This window comes from Nonomuraea sp. NPDC054003, from assembly GCF_055585125.1.
The window spans coordinates 118,126-137,160 of the sequence record NZ_JBVJKR010000020.1 but is presented as its reverse complement, the minus strand read 5'-3'; the positions used below and the strand labels follow the sequence as shown (position 1 = coordinate 137,160).

Genomic DNA, 19,035 nt, shown 5'->3' with positions numbered 1-19,035 from the left:
CCCTATGGTCCGGGCATGAGCAAGAAGCACCTCGCCGCCGTGGCCGTGGCCGCGGCGGCGGTCCTCGTGGCCCCCGCCTCCGCGGCCGCCGCCTCCACGACAGCCGCCTCGACCACCGCCGGCCCCGCCCAGGAACTGAAGCTGCGCAAGGGCCTGACCCTCTACATCCCGCTCAAGTGGGTGGTCCACCGGGTCGGCGCCGACCGGATCAAGGTCGTCACCGGGCCCTGCGCCAACCCCAGGGGTGGCTTCTTCGCTCCCGGCTGCAAGAGCTTCTGGATCTTCGGCCCGAAGGCGATCAGGACGGGCGCCGAGGGCTTCGGCCCGTACGACGCCGGCAGGGGCGGCTACTACCCCGCCTCCGACGTGCAGAAGTGCCCGAAGAACGGCATGCTCCTGCGCGGCGAGCGGGTCGGCGCGCACAAGAAGGGCCTGCGCCAGGTCGGCCCCGGGCACAAGGCCCACTACCACGAGTTCACCACCCGCTGCCGCACCGGCAACGGGAAGAAGACCAGCGTCACGTTCACCACCCGCGAGTGGTATCTGCCGAAGTCGCAGATCCTCGTGGTCGACGAGTGGAGCACCGCGAACCTCGCCGACACCCTGAAGTACGCCGACTGGAAGTGATCTAGGCGAGCGCGTCGAGCTGGGCGGCCAGCCACTTCTGCGGGGGCAGCGCGGTGGCGGCCGCCTCCAGCCGCTCCCTGCGGCGGGCGCGCTCCGCCTCCGGCATCACCAGCGCCGCGTGCAGCGCGGCGGCGGTGCCGCTGATGTCGTACGGGTTGACGACCAGCGCGTGCGCGCCCAGCTCCGCGCACGCGCCGGCCTCCCGCGACAGCACCAGCGCGCAGCGCGGCGACAGGATCGGGCCCTCCTTGGCCACCAGGTTCATGCCGTCGCGGATCGGGTTGACCAGCAGCACGTCGGCCAGCCGGTAGGCGGCCAGGGAGCGCGGGTAGTCGTCGTTGACGTTGAGGATCAGGGGGTTCCAGTCCTCGGTCGCGTACTCGTCCTCGATCTCCTGCGCGCAGCGCTGCACCGCCGCGGTGTATTCGCGGTATTCGGGCAGGTCGTGGCGGCTCGGGTAGGCGAAGGCCAGGTGGACGACGCGGCCGTGCCACTCGGGGTGGGCGTCGAGGAACTCCTTGTAGGCGAGCAGTCCGCGCACGATGTTCTTCGACAGCTCGGTGCGGTCGATGCGCACGATCAGTTTGCGGTCGCCGACCTCCTCCCTGATGGCCGCCATGTGCGACTCGACGTCGGGCTCGGCGGCGCGGGTCCACAGCGCCTTGCCGTCGACGCCCAGCGCGTGCACGCCGACGCGGGTGGTGCGGCCCTCGTACGTGATCGTCGCGGCCCGCTGGTCGACCTCGGCGCCCAGCACGGTCTCGCAGCAGTCCATGAACGCGCCCGCCCAGCGGCGGGTGAGGAACCCGGCGTGGTCGGCGCCCAGGACGCCCTCCAGCACCTCGCGCGCCACCTCGTCGGGCAGCAGCGAGAAGTATTCGGGCGGGGCCCACGGCGTGTGGCTGAAGTGCGCGATGCGCAGGTCGGGCCGCTCGGCGCGGAGCATCGCCGGGGTCAGCGTCAGGTGGTAGTCCTGCACCATCACCCGGGCGCCGTGAGCGGCCCCCTCCGCCAGCGCGAGCGCGAAGGCGCCGTTGTAGTCGCGGTAGGACTCCCAGTCGCGCCGGAACCGGGTGCCGAAGTGGGGCGCGTTCGGGATGTCGTAGAGCAGGTGGTTGACGAACCACAGCGTGGAGTTGGCCACGGAGTTGTAGGCGCGGTGGAAGGTGGCGGGCGCGATGTCGAGCATGCGCAGCGGGCCCGTCTCGTAGCCGGCGTGGTCGAGCCGGCCGCCGGGGGCCTGGCGGACGGCGCTGCGGTCGCCGTCGGACAGAGCCGCGCACACCCACAGCACGCCCTCGTCCCTGGCCACGCCGGACAGCCCGGAGACGAGACCGCCGCCGCCGCGTCTCATGGTGAGGACGCCGTCGTCGGACACGGTGAACGACACAGGGCCTCTGTTCGAGGCGAGCAGGACGCTGTTCATTTACGCTCCCTCCGACCATAGGATCCCAGCTATGGCGCTAGATGAGCACACCGAGGAACTCGCCCATGCCGCAGCCAGAGGCGATCATCGCTCACTCGGCGAGCTCCTGCGACGGATCGAGCCCGACGTGCTGCGGCACTGCGCTCGTATCCTGCCGTATCACCATGACGCCGAGGAGGCGGCCCAGGACACCCTGCTCGCGGTGGCGCGCAACATCGCCAGGTTCGAGGGGCGGGCCAGGTTCAGCACCTGGCTCCACATCGTGACCGCCAACTGCGCGCGCACCACGTACCGCTCGCTGAAGCGCAGGTCGGCGGAGCAGAGCTCCGACGAGCTGCTGACGCAGAAGCCCGACGTGCGGCGGGTCAGCGTGATCGCGGGCTCGCGGCTCGACCTGCTCGACGCGATGGAGGCGCTGGAGGCCGACAAGCCCGACCTGGCGCAGGCGCTGGTGCTGCGCGACATCGTGCAGCTCGACTACAGCGAGGTGGCCGAGCAGCTCAAGATCCCGCTCGGCACCGCCAAGTCGCGCATCCACCAGGCGCGCAAGTACGTGCAGGGTGTGCTGGGCGACGACTACCGGTGAGATCGTTCATCTCGGAGAGTGAGACGACTGTCCATGTAACGTGGTTGATTGGGTAGAGTCCGAGTCAGCAGCACCACACAACTGAACATTGCTCATCCAGAGGGGTGGAGGGACCGGCCCTGCGAAGCCCCGGCAACCCTCCCGGCTTGTGACTCGCGACCTGGCGAGGCCGACCGGGACAGGGTGCCAATTCCGGTCCGCGGTCAGGGTGGCCGCGGACGAAGATGAGGGAAGGCCTCGCTTCATGTCGCTCGACTTCGGTCCCGCCACTGCTCTCTCCTGCCGCGAGTGCGGCGCCCGCTATCCGCTCGGCCCCAACTTCGCCTGCGTCGAGTGTTTCGGGCCGCTGGAGGCGGCCTACGACTTCGGCGACGTCAAGAGGTCCGACATCGAGTCGGGCCCGGCCAGCATCTGGCGCTACCGTTCCCTGCTGCCGGTGCCCGCCGACGTCGCGAGCAAGCCCAACATGAACCCCGGCTGGACGCCGCTCGTCAAGGCGGGCAACCTGGGCCGGGCGCTCGGTCTCAAGTCCCTGTACGTGAAGGACGACTCGGGCAACCCCACCCACTCCTTCAAGGACCGGGTGGTGGCCATCGCCGTCGAGGCGGCCCGCAACTTCGGCTTCCACACGCTCTCCTGCTCCTCGACCGGAAACCTGGCCGGGGCCGTGACGGCCGCCGCCGCCAGGGCGGGCCTGGACGCGTGCGTGTTCATCCCCGCCGGGCTGGAGCAGGCCAAGATCGCCATGGCCCGCGTCTTCGGCGGCAGGCTCATCGGCATCGAGGGCACCTACGACGAGGTCAACCGGTTCTGCTCGGAGCTGATCGGGGACCCGATGGGCGACAAGTGGGGGTTCGTCAACGTCAACCTGCGGCCCTACTACGCCGAGGGCTCCAAGACGCTCGCGTACGAGATCGCCGAGCAGCTCGGCTGGCGGCTGCCTGAGCAGATCGTCATCCCGATCGCGTCCGGCTCCCAGCTCACCAAGATCGACAAGGGCTTCAAGGAGCTGATCCGGCTCGGGCTGGTCGACGACACGCCCTACAAGGTCTTCGGGGCGCAGGCGCTCGGCTGCTCGCCGGTGTCGGCCGCCTACAAGGCCGGCCACGACGTGGTCCAGCCGGTCAAGCCCGACACCATCGCCAAGTCGCTGGCCATCGGCAACCCCGCCGACGGCCCTTACGTGCTCGACATCGCCCGGCGCACGGGCGGCGCCGTCGAGGACGTGACGGACGCCGAGATCGTGGCCGCCATCAAGCTGCTGGCCTCCACCGAGGGCATCTTCGCCGAGACGGCGGGCGGCGTCACGGTGGGCGTGCTGAAGAAGCTCGTCGAGACCGGGCAGCTCGACCCGGAGGCCGAGACCGTGGTGCTCAACACCGGCGACGGGCTCAAGACGCTCGACGCCGTCGCGGCCGACGCGCAGCCCACGGCCGTGATCCGGCCCTCCCTCGACGCGTTCCGCGCGACTGTCTGACAATCAGGAAAGGCGAGACCTTAACATGAGCGTTTCTGTGCGGATTCCTACCATCCTGCGCACGTACACCGGGGGCAACGCGGAAGTGAGTGGGGAGGGCGCGACTCTCCGTGACGTCCTGGCCAAGCTCGATTCCGACTACCCGGGGATCGGCGCCCGCATTCTGGATGAATCGGGCAAGATTCGGCGTTTTGTTAACGTCTACGTGGGGGAAGAGGACGTCCGATTCGCCCAGGGTCTGGACACTCCAGCCCCTGAGGGCACGCAGATCTCCATCATCCCGGCCGTCGCGGGCGGCTGAGCCCCCCGCTCGGCGGAGCGATCGTCTGGAAGGCGCCCCATGTGGGCGCCTTCTCCCTTTTGTGGGAAATTCAACCTTGAACTACTCAGCTAGGGGTGAAATAAGGCTTTTGCGGATTGACTCTGTTGCCGACCGCCATGCCACAGGTATGGTCGAGTGCGATCGTCAGACGATATCCCCATAAGTCATGGCGATTGTGGGTCTCGCAGACGAATGGGCGAGATCCCTGAGCCCAGTAAGAGGAGTCGGAAGTGGCGCAGGGCACCGTCAAGTGGTTCAACGCGGACAAGGGCTACGGCTTCATCGCGGTAGACGGTGGTAAGGATGTATTCGTCCATTACTCGGCAATCATGATGGACGGGTATCGCTCTCTCGAACAGGGACAACGGGTCGAGTTCGAGATCACGCAGGGCCAGAAGGGGCCGCAGGCGGAATCCGTCCGCGCTGTCGCCTAGCTGGTGCGACCGGCAGCTCGCACGCCAGCGCAGTGCGTGTGACTGCCACCTCACATTGGGGTACGGCGGGCCGCCCGGGGCCCGCCGTACGGACATACCTCCGACGGCGATCTGTTGACCTGGCCAGGTGTGGAGTCAGCTTGCACTCGACGGGGTAGAGTGCTAAACAGTCGTTGGCACTCTATGTTGATGAGTGCCAACGGGGATCGAGACGATGGGGCCTGCCGAACGGAGATGTGGGCCCACATGCCGTCGCGGGCGTCGGCTCGATCTCACCAGGACACCCTGCATCTGGGAGGTCTCGCCTAATGGCAGCCAAGATGATCGCGTTTGACGAGGACGCCCGGCGCGGTCTCGAGCGCGGGATGAACCAGCTCGCCGACGCGGTGAAGGTCACGCTGGGCCCGAAGGGCCGCAACGTCGTGCTGGAGAAGAAGTGGGGCGCCCCCACGATCACCAACGACGGTGTCTCGATCGCCAAGGAGATCGAGCTCGAGGACCCGTGGGAGAAGATCGGCGCCGAGCTGGTCAAGGAAGTCGCCAAGAAGACCGACGACGTCGCGGGCGACGGCACCACCACCGCTACCGTGCTCGCCCAGGCGCTCGTACGTGAGGGCCTGCGCAACGTCGCTGCCGGCGCCAACCCGATGGCCCTGAAGAAGGGCATCGAGGCGGCCGTGGAGCGCGTCAGCGAGGAGCTCTCCAAGCTGGCCAAGGACGTGGAGACCAAGGAGCAGATCGCCTCCACCGCCTCCATCTCCGCCGCCGACCCCGAGATCGGCTCGCTCATCGCCGAGGCGATGGACAAGGTCGGCAAGGAAGGCGTCATCACCGTCGAGGAGAGCAACACCTTCGGTCTGGAGCTGGAGCTCACCGAGGGCATGCGCTTCGACAAGGGCATGACGTCGATGTACTTCGTCACGGACTCCGACCGCATGGAGGCCGTGCTCGAGGACCCGTACATCCTGATCGTCAACTCGAAGATCTCGGCCAACAAGGACCTGCTGCCGCTGCTCGACAAGGTCGTGCAGTCCGGCAAGCCGCTCCTCATCATCGCCGAGGACATCGAGGGTGAGGCCCTGGCCACCCTGGTGGTCAACAAGATCCGCGGCCTCTTCCGCTCGGTCGCCGTCAAGGCCCCGGGCTTCGGCGACCGCCGCAAGGCCATGCTCGCCGACATCGCCATCCTCACCGGCGGCCAGGTCATCGCCGAGGAGGTCGGTCTCAAGCTGGAGAACGCCACCCTCGACCTGCTGGGCCGCGCCCGCAAGGTTGTGGTGACCAAGGACGAGACCACGATCGTCGACGGCGCCGGTGACGCCGACGCGATCGCCGGCCGGGTCAACGAGATCCGCGCCGAGATCGACCGCACCGACTCCGACTACGACCGGGAGAAGCTCCAGGAGCGCCTGGCCAAGCTGGCCGGCGGCGTGGCCGTCATCAAGGCCGGCGCCGCCACCGAGGTCGAGCTGAAGGAGCGCAAGCACCGCATCGAGGACGCCGTGCGCAACGCCAAGGCGGCCGTCGAGGAGGGCATCGTCCCCGGCGGTGGCGTGGCGCTGCTGCAGGCCGGCGCCAAGGCGTTCGACAAGCTGGAGCTGCCGGGCGACGAGGCCACGGGTGCGGCCATCGTGCGCAAGGCGCTGGAGGAGCCGCTCAAGCAGATCGCGGTCAACGCCGGCCTTGAGGGTGGCGTCGTGGTCGAGCGCGTCCGCAACCTCACCCCGGGTGAGGGCCTCAACGCGGCCAGCGGCGACTACGTCAACATGTTCGAGGCGGGCATCATCGACCCGGCCAAGGTGACGCGTTCGGCGCTGCAGAACGCCGCCTCGATCGCGGCGCTGTTCCTGACCACCGAGGCTGTCATCGCCGAGAAGCCGGAGAAGACCCCGGCCGCTCCCGCCGGCATGCCCGGCGGCGGTGACATGGACTTCTGATCGAGGGTTCTCGACCCGAGGTTCTCGCGAGCGGCCCGCGCCGGTGTTTCCGGTTCGGGCCGCTTCGCTTTTCCGACCGCCCTTATCGGCGGTTTTTCGGGTGTCGCCACTATCTGTAGAGAGCCGATAACGTTCTGATATACCTGGGCCGGCAGAAAACGATTAAAGGGACTTGACCCATCGCGACCACTGCGGTTGGGGCGCATAACCGGCGGCGGTCCAGGCGTGGTGGGCGAGCGTGTTGTCATGAAGGACCATCGCGTCGGCCCGGAACGCGCCGAAGGCGGCGAAACGCGCCTCGGCGGCGGCCAGCAGGGCGGTGGCGACGCCCTTGCGCCGGTGAGCCGGATGGACGGCCAGGCGATAGAGATGGGCGCGCCACCCGTCCCAGCCCGCGATCAGCGTGCCGGCCAGTGCGCCGTCCAGCTCGGCCAGGAGCAGTGCCTCCGGGTCCCGCTCGACCAGCGCCCGCACCTTGCCGGCCGAGTCGTGACGGTCGGTGCCCTCGGCGGCGTGCAGCCAGAACTCCAGGACAGCTCCGACGTCCGCCAGGCCCCCCGGACGGATCGTTAGATCGCTCATGGGGGCGAAGCTACCAAAACGCGGCACCGCCCCCCGGAGGAGGCGGTGCGCTCGCGTGGTCAGATCCCGAAGTGCGGGACGATGTGGCCTCGCGCCAGGGTGTTGGCGGTGATGTTGAAGCCCACCACGGCCGGGCTGGTGTCGGTGTCGAGGCCGAGGGTGTCGACGCCGAGCGCGTGCACGGTGAACACGTAGCGGTGCGGGTCACCGGGAGGCGGCGCGGCGCCGCCGTAGTCCTTGGAGCCGTAGTCGCTGCGGGCGTGCTTGGCGCCCTGCGGGAGACCCTTGAACTCGGGCGCGGTGCCGGCGCCCGTGGGCAGCTCGGTGACCGACGCCGGGATGTCGAACAGCACCCAGTGCCAGAAACCGCTGCCCGTGGGCGCGTCCGGGTCGAAACAGGTCACCGCGTAGCTGCGCGTCTCGGCCGGGGCGCCCGACCAGCGGAGGCTGGGGGAGAGGTTCTGGCCCGTCATGCCCCAGTCGTTGAAGACGTGGAGGTCGCTCAGCCTCTCCCCGTCCGTCATGTCGTCGCTGTGGACCGTGAGCGAGGGGACCGACGGCAGGTATTCGTGTGGCAGCGGTGCTGGCACGGCATCCTCCTTGGGTGAGAGCTCCTTGACGTCATCCTAGAAGTGATCCCCTACCCCGCCACCGTCCCTGTCACGGGGCGAGCTGGGGTGGCAGGGGCTTGCGGTGGAGGACCGTGAGCGAGGTGACGGCACGGGTGAGCACCACGTAGAGGCGGGCCAGGCCGCGGGGCTCGGCGTCGACGATGTCGGCCGGCTCCATCACGATGACGTGGTCGTACTCCAGGCCCTTGGCGAGCGTCGCCGGCACCACCAGGAGGCGGTGCTCCTGGGTGGAGTCGGGGTCGAGGACGGCGTGCGCGACGCCCGACAGCGACTCGGAGACGGCGGAGACGGCGGCGTCGGGGACGATGACGCCGATCGAGCCCTCGCGGGCCAGCGCGTCGCGGACCGCCTCGTGGAGGTCGCCGGCCGGCCGGATCGAGAGGGACCCGGCGCCGGGACGCAGGGACCGGGGCGGGGCGAGCCCGGGGGCGATCGACGGCAGCAGGCGGGCGGCGTAGTCGAGGACCTCGCGCGGCACGCGGAAGCCCAGCGTCAGCTCGGTGACCTCGCCGTCCTGCCCGAGATGCGTCAGGACCGACCGCCACGACGTGGTGGACCAGGGGGTGGTGCCCTGGGCCAGGTCGCCGAGCACGGTGGCGGAGCCGTTGCGGCAGCGGCGGCCGAGCGCCCGCAGCTGCATCTCCGACAGGTCCTGCGTCTCGTCCACGACGAGGTGGCCGAGCGAGGGCGTGCGCTCGATCAGGTCGCGCAGCTCGTCGAGGAGAGCCGCGTCGGCGGCGCTCCACTTGGCGGACTTCCATCCCCGGTACGGTTTCCGCCAGAGCAGCAGCTGCCGCTCCTCGGGCGACAGGTCGGACCTGGCGGCCCTGGCGAGGAACTCCTCGTCCGCCAGCAGCCGGTAGAGCACCTGCTCGGGCACCAGCTTCGGCCACACGGCGTCGACCAGCTGCTTGACCGGCCTGGACCGGGCCACCGCGTCCTGCACCCGGTCGTCGGGTGACTCGCCGCGCTGCTCCATCCGTACGAGCACGAGGTGCGCGAGCCGCTGGGCGAGGGCGGCGCGGCCGGGACCGTAGCGGGTGGTGCCGCGCAGCGAGGCGACGATCTCGCGCACCTCGTGGTCGGCCACCCGGAAGCGGTAGGCGCCCTTGGAGTAGACCAGGCCCTCTTCAGGCTTGACGATGTGGAGCCACAGGGCCCGCTTCAGCACGGCCGCCATCCGGGCGTCGCCCTTGACCGCGCCCACCGCGGGGTCCTCGGGGGCCGCGTGGTCGCCCAGCAGGCCGGCGACCGTGGTCTGGTCGACCTTGACCTCGCCCAGCGCGGGCAGCACCGAGGAGATGTAGGAGAGGAAGGCGCGGTTCGGCCCGACGATCATCACGCCCGCCCTGGCGAGCCGCTCGCGGTGGGTGAACAGCAGGTAGGCGGCCCGGTGGAGGCCGACCGCCGTCTTCCCGGTGCCCGGCGCGCCCTGCACGCAGACCGTACGGGTGAGCGCGGCGCGGACGATCTCGTCCTGGTCGGGCTGGATGGTGGCCACGATGTCGCGCATCGGGCCGGTGCGGGGGCGCTCGATCTCCTCGGTCAGGATGCGTGACGGGCCGATCTCGGCGCCCTGGTCGAGCCGTTCGTCCTCGTACGCGGTGAGCGCGCCGCCGTGGTAGCCGAACCGGCGCCGCAGCGTGACGTCCATCGGGTCGGCGGGGCTGGCCTGGTAGAAGGCGCGCGACACGGGGGCGCGCCAGTCGATGACCAGGGGACGGCTGTCGCCGTCGTGCACGTGGCGGCGGCCGACGTGGATCGTGGTGGGCAGGTCGTCGGCGGCCGAGCGGTCGAGCCGGCCGAAGAACAGCGGGGTGTCGGGGTGGTCGGCCAGGGCGGCCACGCGCTGGTCGAGCAGCGACTGCAGGATCTGCTGCGACACCCAGTCGCCGGCCGCGTCGGCCGACAGCGACTGCGCGTGCGCGCGCATGGCCGCCAGCGCGGCCCTGGACTCGGCCAGATGGGCCTGCTCGGCGGCGAGGACGTCCGTGGGCAGGTCCGGGGGTATGTCGGGGGCCAGTTGGTCTGTGGGCATGCGAAAGTGCCTCCCGGCGCTCGGAGGTGGGTAACAAGGCAGCGAATCCGCCAGTTTAATGCGGCTGTCGGGGTGGCTTCAAAACATTTAGCCGTCGCCGGGGAGGGGTAAGAAGTCCGGCGTGGCGCGTGTGCGACTCGGCTTCTCCCCGATCCTTCCCACGATCGCGAGCTTCCTGCTGGCCACCCTCTGGGGGCTGTCGGTCTTCGCGGGCTGGGGGCTGGAGGCGTTCTGCGGCGGGTCGTCGCCGTCCTGCGTCCAGCGGCTCGCCGTGTTCTCCTCGGTCTCCGGGCTGTTCGCCGCGGTGGCCGCCTGCCTGACGGTGGCGGCCTGGGCGCTGCCGGCGGCGCGGCAGGACGAGCGGACGTTCACCCGGTTCATGGGGCTGAGCGTGGCCTCGTGGATCGCCGCGGAGGGGCTGCTGTTCCTCGGCGGGCTGCTGGCGAAGTGAACACTCCTCGCAAACGGCGGACATATAACGAAATGCCGCAAAATCCGGGCATACCAGGTGGCATTGCCGGATCATCGGGTATGTCGCAGCCGGATTCGGTTGCGGTGGTGTGAGGACGCAGTGAGGGGGGTGGTTCGATTGTCGACGACCCGCGGAGTCTCTTGGACGTGAGACCGGGATGCCTGGCCGCTCGATGAGCGGCCGGGCTCACACCCCGCCCAGCACGTCGTCGGCGTCGATGATCGAGTAGGCGTAACCCTGTTCGGCCAGGAACCGCTGCCGGTGCGCGGCGAACTCCTGGTCGACCGTGTCGCGGCTGACCACGGTGTAGAAGCGCGCCCCGCCGCCGTCGGCCTTGGGCCGCAGCACCCTGCCGAGCCGCTGCGCCTCCTCCTGCCGGGACCCGAACGTTCCGGACACCTGGATCGCCACGCTCGCCTCGGGCAGGTCGATGGAGAAGTTGGCGACCTTGGACACCACCAGGACCTGGATCTCCTTGTCACGGAAGGCCTGGTAGAGCCGCTCGCGCTCCTTGATCCGGGTCTCCCCCTTGATCACCGGCGCGTTCAGGTGTTCGCCCAGCTCGTCGAGCTGGTCGATGTACTGGCCGATCACCAGCACCTGGTCGCCCAGGTGACGGCGTACGAGCGCCTCGGTGACCTGGGTCTTGGACGGCGTGGTGGCGCAGAAGCGGTAGCGCTCCTCCGACTCGGCCATCGCGTACGCCAGCCGCTCCTCGTCGGTGAGCGTCACCCGCACCTCGACGCAGTCGGCCGGGGCGATCCAGCCCTGGTTCTCCATCTCCTTCCAGGGCGCGTCGTAGCGCTTGGGGCCGATCAGCGAGAACACGTCGCCCTCGCGGCCGTCCTCGCGCACCAGCGTCGCGGTCAGGCCGACGCGCCTGCGGGCCTGGAGGTCGGCCGTCATCCGGAAGATCGGCGCGGGCAGCAGGTGGACCTCGTCGTAGACGATGAGGCCCCAGTCGCGCGCGTCGAACAGCTCCAGGTGGCTGTAGACGCCCTTCCGCCTGGTGGTCATCACCTGGTAGGTGGCGATGGTGACCGGACGGATCTCCTTCTTGCTGCCGGAGTACTCGCCGATCTCGTCCTCGGTCAGCGAAGTGCGCTTGAGCAGCTCCTGCTTCCACTGGTGGGCGCTGACCGTGTTGGTGACCAGGATCAGCGTCGTCGCCTGGGCGTGCGCCATCGCGGCCGCGCCGACGATGGTCTTGCCGGCGCCGCAGGGCAGCACGATCACGCCGGATCCGCCGTGCCAGAAGGAGTCGGCCGCCTCCTGCTGGTAGGGCCGGAGCGTCCAGCTCTCCTGGACCAGCTCGACCCGGTGGTGCTCGCCGTCGACGTAACCGGCCAGGTCCTCGGCCGGCCAGCCCAGCTTGAGCAGCGCCTGCTTGATGTTGCCGCGGTCGCTCGGGTGGACGGCCACGGTGTCGTCGCCGACGCGCTCGCCCAGCATCGGCTGGATCTTCCTGGCGCGCAGCACCTCTTCGAGCACGGCCCGGTCGGTGGAGGTCAGCGTCAGCCCGTGGACCGGGTGCTTCTCCAGCCTGAGCCGGCCGTAGCGGGCCATGGTCTCGGCGACGTCGACGAGCAGGGCGTGCGGCACCGGGTAGCGGCTGTAGCCGATCAGGGCGTCGACGACCTGCTCGGCGTCGTGCCCGGCGGCGCGGGCGTTCCACAGCGCCAGTGGCGTGACCCGGTAGGTGTGCACGTGTTCGGGCGCGCGCTCGAGCTCGGCGAACGGGGCGATGGCCTTGCGGCACTCGTCGGCCCTCTCGTGGTCGACCTCGAGCAGCAGCGTCTTGTCTGATTGGACGATGAGCGGGCCGTCGTTCACAGCCATCCCTTCAAACGGTTGACGCCTATCCAACACGCGCGACGGCCCGAACAGTCCCCCGGACGGGGAAATCAGTCGTCGAAGTGGCCGTTGACGCCCAGGTAGAAGAACAGGACGGCCATCATCAGGAAGCCGGCCACCAGCACCACCCAGCTCGCGACGGTGAGCGTGCGGGCCTTCTCGGGCGCCGTGCCGGAACGCAGGGACAGGCCGGCCAGGACGGCGCCGACGACGCCGAAGACGTTGCAGCAGGAGACGACGCTGAAGAGGTTGAGCGCGAGCGCGACGATGCCGCTGACGTTGGGCTCCCCGCGGGCGTGCTGCGGGGGCGGCGGGTAGCCGCCGTAACCGTAGGACGGGGGCGGCTGCTCCCCGTAGGGGGCGCCGTAGCGCTGGTACGGGTAATCGTCCTCGCTCATGCCACCTCCTGACGGGTCAAGAAATATCACGGATCGGGCAAGATCCTGACTCGGTCGCCGATCCTGCTAACCGGCGAACCGCGCCCGCAGCGCCTTGCGGTCGAGTTTGAGCACGCTGGTGACCGGGATCGAGTCGACGAACGTGACCTCGCGGGGATACCTGACGCGGCCCACGCGCTCCCTCGCCCAGGCGATCAGCTCCTCGGCGGCGACCTCCGCGCCGGCCGCCAGCTGCACGAACGCGACGACCTCCTCGCCCAGCCGGTCGTCGGGACGGCCGACCACGCCCGACATGACCACGCCGGGGTGCTGGTTCAGCACGTCCTCCACGTCGCGGGGGAACACGTTGAACCCGCCCCTGATGATCAGGTCCTTCTTCCTGTCGACCACGTACAGGTAGCCGTCGTCGTCGACGCAGCCGACATCACCGGTGCGCAGCTCGCCGCCGACCAGCGCGGTGCCCTCGGGGTCGGGCTCGTGCTCGCCCCAGTAGCCCAGCATCAGCGACTCGCCGGACACGCAGATCTCGCCCACGTCGCCCTGCTCCACCGGCTCGCCGGACGAGTCGCGGATCGTGATCGTGTAGCCGGGCAGCGGCAGGCCCACGCTGCCGGCCTTGCGCCGCCCCGGCGGGTTGAACGTGGTCACCGCGCTGGTCTCGGTCAGCCCGTAACCCTCCAGGATCGTCACGCCCGGCATCCGCCGCTCGAACTCCGTCAGCACCTCCTTGCCCAGCGGCGCCGCGCCGCAGGTGAGGAAGGCCAGGTCGGGCAGCGGGTGCGACTCCAGCGGCTCGGCCAGCAGCATCTGCAGCATGGCCGGCACGACGGTGCCGTACTGGACGCGCTGCTCGGCCGCGAGCCGGAGGAACGCCCCGGGGTCGAACCAGCGCATCAGCACGGCCTGGGGCGGCTCGACGGCGTGCATCCCGGCCACGGTGACGATCAGGCCGTACGCGTGCGAGAGCGGCACCGGGACGATCGCCCGGTTGATCCCCTCCTGGTGGGACAGCTCGTAGGAGGCCTTCGCGACCTGCCACAGGCCCGCGTGGCTGAGCATGACGCCCTTGGCCCTGCCGGTGGTGCCCCCGGTGTACATCAGCGCGGCCAGGTCGCCGGGGTCACGCGCCACCGGGCCGTGCTCGGCGGCCCGCTCCAGCTCGGCGGTGTCCACGTAGACCGGCACGTCCACCCCGGCCGCCCGCACCGTGCCGGCCAGCTCCGGCGAGGTGACCACGGCGGCGGCGCCGCTGTCGAGCAGGATGTGGCGCAGCTCGGCGGCGCCCACCAGGAACACCACCGGCGTCACCACGGCGCCCGCAGCCCACAGCGCCTGGCAGACGAGCGGCACCTCGGGGGAGGTGGCCATCATCACGACCACGCGGTCGCCGGGCCGGATGCCGGCCTCGACGAAGCCGCCGCAGACGCGCCGGGCCCGCTCGGCGAGGCGGTGGCTGCGGTGCCAGACCCCTTCGTAGAACATCGCGTCGTAGTCGTCGAACCTGCTCCATGACTGCTCGGCCAGACTGCTCAGCGTGTGCTCGGTCACATGCCCTAACTTCCGCCGACTCGCGGCACGCAGTCAACCCCGCTCAGACGCCGGACACGCCGGTGATGCGGTGCAGGGCGAAGCGGTGGACGGCGGCCCTGGTCTCGTCGTAGGCGGTCAGGTAGCCGCCCTCCATCCGGGCCGGCTCCAGGATGCGGGAGGTGGCGTTGCCCTGCGAGTCGGTGTAGCCGATCCACACCCGCATCCCCTGCCTGATCGCGTCCTGCAGCTTCGAGATCGTGGCCGTCGCGGGGGTGCGGGGCACCTGGCCGCCCGGGGCGTCGACCGGCTCGCGCCGGGACAGGTGGGCCGCGTCGCCCGCGCGCAGCGCCCGCACGGCCGCCGCCGCCACGCCCGGTTCGGGCTCGCCGGTCGGCGCCACCTGGCGGACCGGGGCGGGGCCCTCGGTGCGCCTGCTGTCGAGCTGGGAGATGATCACGTCGCCGTCGAGCGACTCGGGGACCGGCGCGTACCCCATCGCCCGCAGCGAGTCGACCAGCACCGCGCGCGACGAGCGCGAGGCGATGACCGTCGGCGCCAGCCTGCGCAGGCGCAGCGCCGCCGACCGCCGGTCGGCGGTGATCTGGTCGAGCAGCGCCGGGTCGTCGCAGCGGACGTAGGCGCTGGCGGTGCCGACGCGGATCCGGCCGTGCCGCCGCGCCACGTCGGAGACGAGGTACGACAGCGCCTGCGGGACAGGCGTGGCGGAGTGGCGCTCCAGCATGGCCAGCAGCTCCTCGGCGGCCTGGCCCGCGTCGAGCGCGCGCCGCACCGAGCTCTCGCTGAACCGGTAGACGGTGGCGCCCCCTTTGGACTCCACGTCGGCGGCGAGCGTCATCCAGCGGTTGAGCTCGCTGGTCAGCGGGCCGGGCGCGACCGCCGTCAGGTCGGCCTGCAGCAGCACGTGGTCGACCGGCTCGGGCAGCAGCGGGGCCAGCACCGGCGCGGCCTCCGCACCGGTGATCAGGGCCCGCCCGTGACCCGACAGCACGCCGAGCCCGGTCAGGCCGAGCTGCTCGGCCTCGCGCAGCGCGAACTCGGTCAGCTGCTCGCGCAGCGGCCCCCGGCGGCGCGGCTGCTCCCAGGCGAGCCGTTCCAGCACCGAGTCGTGCGCCGGGGCGAGCCCCGGCGCGGAGGCCAGCACGCCCATCGTGGCCTTGCGCACCCCGGCGGCCGACGAGCGGCGCAGATCGGGGTGGAGAGCGTTGAGCGGCTTGTCGCGCCGCTTGTCAGGATCGTCACGCTCGCCGACCAGTCCGGGCACCCGGTCCATCGCCAGCCAGGCCGCGGCCAGCGCCACCCACCGGTCGGCGGTCGACCTGACCCGCCACAGGTCGTAGCCGCTGGTCGGCAGCCACTCGCCGTCGACGCTGCCGCCCGCCGCGATCAGCCCCGACGCGTACGCGACCTCCACCACCAGCGCGGCCACCCAGTCGGGCAGGTCGAGCTCGCCCGCCGTGCGCTTCATGTCGCGCACGCCCAGGCCCCCGGTGCGCAGCACGCCCGGCGGCTCGATGCTCCAGCGCTCGCACAGCTCCTCGACGGCCCGTACGAACGCGAACGCCTGTCCGGCGGCCGTGCGGTCGGCCAGATCCTGGCCCCGGGCCGTGCCCTCCAGCGAGGGCGGCAGCGCCAGCAGGTCGCGGTGCACCCGCCCGCCCCGCAGATACAGGCCCACCTCGCGGGGCAGCGTCACGCTCTCCTCACCCGCCGCCGCCAGCAGGCCGCGGGCCAGCAGCTGCTCGATCGGCGAGCGGGCGGAGGCGACGCGCACCTCGCGCCTGGCGTTCGGCACCCGGCCGGTGGGCGGGCCCCACGCGAGCTGCTCCAGCGCGGCCCGCGACTCCGGCGGCACCTCCTCGATCAGCTTGCCCGGCTCGGCCAGCGCCGCCGCCAGGCGCTCCCGGCCGGACCCGGTGGTTTCCGGCGCGACGTCGTCGGCCATCTCGTCGAGCTGCTCCGGCGCATGATGGCGGAACGCCACGTCGGCGGGCGGGCCCAGGCCGGCCGGGTCGTCCAGCACCTTGCGCACGCCCGGGGCCAGGTCGAGCGCGCTGTCGGGCCCGTACACGAGCCCCAGGTCGCGCAGCCGGTCGAGCGCGGACGTCAGCGCCGGCTCCGGCTTGCCCGCCGCCAGCGCCGCCGCGACCGTCTCGCGCAGCGCGGTCTTCCTGACCGGGCCGTCCCGGACGGCGAGCGTCTCGACCACGGCGAGCGTGAAGCGGTCGAGCCGGTCGAGCACCCGGGCGATCGCCGACGGGCTGCTCGCCCGGGCGGCCAGGCCCTCCAGATGCGCCGGCACCGGAGTGATCAGCTCGGGGCGCGCGGTCACCAGCGCCCGCAGCTGCTCGTCGGTGCGCCCCCTGATCCACTCCGTGAACTCCATCGTTGCCATGGTATGTCCCTGCTGATTGGGGCAGCATTGCTAGGCGTGATAGAGCGAGCCGACCAGCTGATTCTCAACTACGTCAGCAAGGCCGCCGACGCGGCCCACGGCGTGCTGAGACCCGAGCAGCGGCTCGACTTCACCAGGCGGCTGCGTACCAGGATCGAGGCCGAGCGGCGCGGCAGCCAGAGCGCCAAGGACGTGACCAGGCTGCTCGCCCGCTTCGGCGACCCGGTGCTGCTGGTGGAGCGCGAGGCCCGGCGCCTCGCGGAGACCGCGCCCGCTCCCCTCGAAGCCGCCGCGGTCGCTCCCTCGGGGGAGGAGGCCACCGCCGCGTTCCCGAAGATCCGCGACGACGTGCCGCCGGGCGTGGCGCGGAGCAGGCGGGAGGCCGAGCGGCGGCTGGCCAGGGAGGCGCGCGGGCTGCCGTTCGCGGGGTTCCGCAGGGCCGCGATGTCGGTGGCGAACCCCATGGTCACCGAGGGCAGGGACGCCAGGACCGTGGTCAAGGAGCACCCCCGGGAGGTCGCCGCGCTGCTGGTGCTCGTGGTGGCCGCGCTCCTGGTGCCGTTCGACCTGGCTCCCGTGGCGATCTTCCAGGTGCCGGTGATCGCGTGGGCGGCCGGCTCGGCGATGGTGATGTTCAGCGACACGTGGGCGCTGCGCGACCGGCTGATCGGCGTCGGCTCCCCGTTGCTCGGCTACAGCGCGGGCGGGCTGATCGTGGGGGGTCTGCGGGTCGGCGGCGAGCCGGGGCTGGAGGCGTTCGTGGTCGAGTTCTTCAACGCCAGCGGCGTCATGTTCATGGTCGGCACCGGCGTGAGCGTGGTCTGGCTGGCCTACCGGCTGGTCGATCAGGAGTGAACGGCCGCGGGCGACGGCAGCAGCCCGACGGCCAGCCGGACCCACGCCGCCACGAACTGGTCCTTCTCCGTGTGCCCGGGCGTCTCGCCCACCGTCTCCTGGAACAGCCGGTACTGCACGACGGCGCCGCCGAGCACGGCCGAGATGCCCTGCCAGTCGACGTCGGCCGACCGGTATTCGGGCTGGGCGTGGAACCAGGTCACGATGGCGTCGAACATCGGCTGCAGCAGCCCCTGCCGCACCACCGCCACCAGCTCGGGGAACTGGCTCAGGTCGCGGAAGAAGATGCGGGTCAGCTCCGACTCCTCGCGCACCTTGGCCAGCCCGGCCCTGCACAGGTGCGACAGCCGCTCCTCCAGGTCCTTCGAGGTCTCCATGGCGCTCAGCTCGGCGAGGCTGCCGGCGACCTGGCCGCGGGTCCTGGCGGCGTGCTCGTTGATCGCCGCCGACAGGACCTCGTACTTGGACTTGAAGTGCCGGTAGAGCCCGCCGGCGCCCGGTGAGAGGCCGGAGGCGGCCTCGATCTCGGCCACGGACGTGGCGGCGTAGCCGCGTTCGGCGAAGAGCCGCAGAGCCTCGTCGATGATCCGCTCGCGCGTGCTGGTGGCGGCGGCCTTCGCGGGTGTGCTCCCGGTGGCTCCCGTGCTCGGCGATCTGCTCATGTCGTTTCTGATACCTCCGCAGTGGAGGGTAGTCGCCGGCCCGCGGGGACCTTGACAGCCGGGCAGGGACCCTTCCGATGACTACGGTCCCACGACCCGAGCCGTTACGCGTATCGGGAGGTTCTTTGGCATCCTTCAGGTGTGGCGACTTCGGTGGGATTCGACCTGGACATGACACTTGCCGACACTCGGAACGGTATTGCGGCCGTCTATGACGAGTTGTCGGCCCGGCTCGGCGTGCCCATCGACAGCCGGAAGATCGTGACCAGGCTCGGCCCGCCGCTGGAGGCGGAGCTGGCCAACTGGCTGCCCGCCGGGGAGATCGCGGCGGCGGCCGACCTCTACAGGGAGATCTATCCCGAGGTGGGGGTGCCCGTGCACGTCGCGATGGAGGGCGCGCACGAGGCCGTCGCATGCGTCAAGTCGCGCGGCGGGCGGGTCATCGTGGTGACGGGCAAGAACCTGCGCGACGCGAGAAGCACGGTGCGGCGGCTCGGGCTCGACGTGGACGACGTGGTGGGCTCCGTTTTCGGCGCGGACAAAGGAACCGCGCTCACCGCTTTCGGCGCCGCCGCATATGTCGGCGACCATGTGGCGGACATCGAAGCGGCGCGGGCCGGAGGCGCGGTCAGCGTCACGGTCGCCACCGGCCCCTACACCACGGCCGAGCTGCGCGACCACGGGGCCGACGTGGCACTGGGCGATCTGACGGAATTTGCCGATTGGTTCGCCGGTTGGCAACGGAGTCGTGAACTCGTGTAATTCACCGGCATTTACCCGGTCGCTCTGC

18 protein-coding genes and 1 riboswitch are annotated in these 19,035 nt (G+C 70.9%); of the genes, 9 read left to right on the top strand and 9 right to left on the bottom strand.

Annotated elements, in window-relative coordinates:
- Window positions 1-15 precede the first annotated feature (15 nt).
- Complete coding sequence (locus ACZ6YG_RS39155) at window positions 16-627, top strand: hypothetical protein (RefSeq protein WP_466020759.1); 612 nt, start codon at window positions 16-18, stop codon at window positions 625-627.
- A 1-nt stretch (window position 628) separates the two neighbouring features.
- Here the strand turns inward: ACZ6YG_RS39155 and ACZ6YG_RS39150 are convergent, their stop codons facing one another.
- On the bottom strand, window positions 629-2,053 hold the full coding sequence (locus ACZ6YG_RS39150; RefSeq protein ID WP_148035131.1) for an alpha,alpha-trehalose-phosphate synthase (UDP-forming): 1,425 nt from the start codon (window positions 2,051-2,053) through the stop codon (window positions 629-631).
- A gap of 31 nt (window positions 2,054-2,084) precedes the next feature.
- Between ACZ6YG_RS39150 and ACZ6YG_RS39145 the strand changes: the two genes are divergently transcribed.
- The 5 genes from ACZ6YG_RS39145 (at window position 2,085) to groL (ending at window position 6,809) form a co-directional block, all read left to right on the top strand.
- On the top strand, window positions 2,085-2,639 hold the full coding sequence (locus ACZ6YG_RS39145; protein WP_148035130.1) for an RNA polymerase sigma factor: 555 nt from the start codon (window positions 2,085-2,087) through the stop codon (window positions 2,637-2,639).
- An 89-nt stretch (window positions 2,640-2,728) separates the two neighbouring features.
- A riboswitch (SAM riboswitch) is annotated at window positions 2,729-2,870 on the top strand.
- 13 nt (window positions 2,871-2,883) lie between these two features.
- Entirely contained in the window at window positions 2,884-4,116 is a 1,233-nt protein-coding gene (gene thrC, locus ACZ6YG_RS39140) for a threonine synthase (protein WP_148035129.1), read from the top strand.
- Window positions 4,117-4,141: 25 nt separating this feature from the next.
- Entirely contained in the window at window positions 4,142-4,417 is a 276-nt protein-coding gene (locus ACZ6YG_RS39135; RefSeq protein ID WP_132331077.1) for a MoaD/ThiS family protein, read from the top strand.
- Window positions 4,418-4,668: 251 nt separating this feature from the next.
- A complete protein-coding gene (locus ACZ6YG_RS39130) occupies window positions 4,669-4,872 on the top strand; it encodes a cold-shock protein (RefSeq protein ID WP_148035128.1) in 204 nt (67 codons plus the stop codon).
- Between the two features lie 308 nt (window positions 4,873-5,180).
- Window positions 5,181-6,809, top strand: a complete 1,629-nt coding sequence (groL, locus tag ACZ6YG_RS39125; RefSeq protein WP_148035127.1) for a chaperonin GroEL — start codon at window positions 5,181-5,183, stop codon at window positions 6,807-6,809.
- Between the two features lie 162 nt (window positions 6,810-6,971).
- Here groL and ACZ6YG_RS39120 read toward each other — a convergent pair whose 3' ends face one another.
- From ACZ6YG_RS39120 to ACZ6YG_RS39110, 3 genes are all read right to left on the bottom strand, one after another.
- Complete coding sequence (locus ACZ6YG_RS39120) at window positions 6,972-7,391, bottom strand: GNAT family N-acetyltransferase (RefSeq protein ID WP_466020758.1); 420 nt, start codon at window positions 7,389-7,391, stop codon at window positions 6,972-6,974.
- Window positions 7,392-7,450: 59 nt separating this feature from the next.
- Window positions 7,451-7,981 carry a YbhB/YbcL family Raf kinase inhibitor-like protein gene (locus tag ACZ6YG_RS39115; protein WP_372452525.1) on the bottom strand — a complete coding sequence of 177 codons (531 nt, stop codon included), beginning with the start codon at window positions 7,979-7,981 and terminating at the stop codon, window positions 7,451-7,453.
- A gap of 70 nt (window positions 7,982-8,051) precedes the next feature.
- A complete protein-coding gene (locus ACZ6YG_RS39110; protein WP_466020757.1) occupies window positions 8,052-10,061 on the bottom strand; it encodes a HelD family protein in 2,010 nt (669 codons plus the stop codon).
- 121 nt (window positions 10,062-10,182) lie between these two features.
- Between ACZ6YG_RS39110 and ACZ6YG_RS39105 the strand changes: the two genes are divergently transcribed.
- Window positions 10,183-10,512 carry a hypothetical protein gene (locus ACZ6YG_RS39105; protein WP_148035124.1) on the top strand — a complete coding sequence of 110 codons (330 nt, stop codon included), beginning with the start codon at window positions 10,183-10,185 and terminating at the stop codon, window positions 10,510-10,512.
- 207 nt (window positions 10,513-10,719) lie between these two features.
- Here the strand turns inward: ACZ6YG_RS39105 and ACZ6YG_RS39100 are convergent, their stop codons facing one another.
- The 4 genes from ACZ6YG_RS39100 to ACZ6YG_RS39085 all read right to left on the bottom strand — a co-directional run bounded on the left by ACZ6YG_RS39100 (window position 10,720) and on the right by ACZ6YG_RS39085 (window position 16,719).
- On the bottom strand, window positions 10,720-12,372 hold the full coding sequence (locus ACZ6YG_RS39100; RefSeq protein ID WP_148035123.1) for a DNA repair helicase XPB: 1,653 nt from the start codon (window positions 12,370-12,372) through the stop codon (window positions 10,720-10,722).
- A gap of 65 nt (window positions 12,373-12,437) precedes the next feature.
- A complete protein-coding gene (locus ACZ6YG_RS39095; RefSeq protein ID WP_148035122.1) occupies window positions 12,438-12,785 on the bottom strand; it encodes a hypothetical protein in 348 nt (115 codons plus the stop codon).
- A gap of 66 nt (window positions 12,786-12,851) precedes the next feature.
- Complete coding sequence (locus ACZ6YG_RS39090) at window positions 12,852-14,333, bottom strand: AMP-binding protein (protein ID WP_466020756.1); 1,482 nt, start codon at window positions 14,331-14,333, stop codon at window positions 12,852-12,854.
- 43 nt (window positions 14,334-14,376) lie between these two features.
- A complete protein-coding gene (locus ACZ6YG_RS39085) occupies window positions 14,377-16,719 on the bottom strand; it encodes a helicase-associated domain-containing protein (RefSeq protein WP_466020755.1) in 2,343 nt (780 codons plus the stop codon).
- Window positions 16,720-16,764: 45 nt separating this feature from the next.
- On the opposite strand from ACZ6YG_RS39085, the gene ACZ6YG_RS39080 reads away from it, so the two are divergent.
- Window positions 16,765-17,583 (top strand): hypothetical protein, encoded by an 819-nt coding sequence (locus ACZ6YG_RS39080; RefSeq protein ID WP_466020754.1) that lies wholly within the window; start codon window positions 16,765-16,767, stop codon window positions 17,581-17,583.
- Here ACZ6YG_RS39080 and ACZ6YG_RS39075 read toward each other — a convergent pair.
- Window positions 17,574-18,245 carry a TetR/AcrR family transcriptional regulator gene (locus tag ACZ6YG_RS39075; protein WP_148035118.1) on the bottom strand — a complete coding sequence of 224 codons (672 nt, stop codon included), beginning with the start codon at window positions 18,243-18,245 and terminating at the stop codon, window positions 17,574-17,576. The genes ACZ6YG_RS39080 and ACZ6YG_RS39075 overlap by 10 nt on opposite strands.
- Window positions 18,246-18,386: 141 nt before the next feature.
- Between ACZ6YG_RS39075 and ACZ6YG_RS39070 the strand changes: the two genes are divergently transcribed.
- Window positions 18,387-19,007 carry an HAD family hydrolase gene (locus ACZ6YG_RS39070; RefSeq protein WP_222709216.1) on the top strand — a complete coding sequence of 207 codons (621 nt, stop codon included), beginning with the start codon at window positions 18,387-18,389 and terminating at the stop codon, window positions 19,005-19,007.
- Window positions 19,008-19,035 lie beyond the last annotated feature (28 nt).